The 964-nt window shown below is 66.6% G+C and carries 1 protein-coding gene; it reads right to left on the bottom strand.

The genetic code is table 11. The features are described from left to right. A partial coding sequence (locus QM841_RS42825) for an AMP-binding protein (protein WP_283336787.1) occupies positions 1–964 on the bottom strand: 964 nt, incomplete at both ends.

Genomic DNA, 964 nt, shown 5'->3' with positions numbered 1-964 from the left:
TCGATTTCGCCGAGTTCGATCCGGAAACCACGAATCTTCACCTGAAAATCCGAGCGACCCACATACTCGAGCACCGGCCCACCCTCCGAACGCCGCCACCGCACCACATCCCCCGTCCGATACATCCGATCCCCCGGCCCACCGAACGGATCCGCAACGAACCGCCCCGCCGTCAACCCCGACCGATTCCGGTACCCCCGCGCCAGCGCCGGACCCGACAAATACAACTCCCCCGCCGCCCCGAACGGCACCGGCCGCAACCGCCCATCCAACACCAACTCACCGAACCCACGAACCGGACCACCCACCGTCACCGACTCCCCCACCACCAAACCACCACTGACATTCGACATGATCGTCGCCTCCGTCGGCCCATACGCATTGAACATCCGCCGACCCGCAGCCCACCGAGCAACCAACTCCGGCGGGCACGCCTCACCCGCCACCACCAGCGCACCCAACGCCCCCAACCCCACCGGATCAACCGACGACAACGCCGTCGGCGTCAACACCGCATGCGTCACCGACTCCCCCACCAGAATCCGCGCCAACTCCTCCCCACCGTAAACCGTCGGCGGAACCACCACCAACCGCGCACCCAACCCCAACGCCCACACCAACTCGAACACCGACGCATCGAAACTCGGTGACGCACAATGCAACACCCGAGCACCCGCACACACCCCGAAACCCGAACGCTGCGCAGCCACCACATTCGCCAACCCCCGATGCGTCACCACCACCCCCTTCGGCACACCCGTCGACCCCGACGTATAAATCACATACGCCGCCTGCCCCACCCGCACCCGCGCACCCCGATCCACATCCGTCACCACCCCCGCCGACACCGACGACAACCGCGACACAACCGCCGCATCATCGAGCACCACCCACCGCACCGAACCCGGCAACCGATCCCGCACCTCCGAGACCGTCACCCCCACCACCACACCCGAATCCGTCA

Origin of the sequence: Rhodococcus sp. IEGM 1307, from assembly GCF_030056915.1 — a bacterium.
Lineage (GTDB): Bacteria > Actinomycetota > Actinomycetes > Mycobacteriales > Mycobacteriaceae > Rhodococcus_F > Rhodococcus_F opacus_D.
The sequence above is the reverse complement of the archived record's forward strand: the minus strand, read 5'-3'. Positions and strand labels throughout refer to the sequence as shown.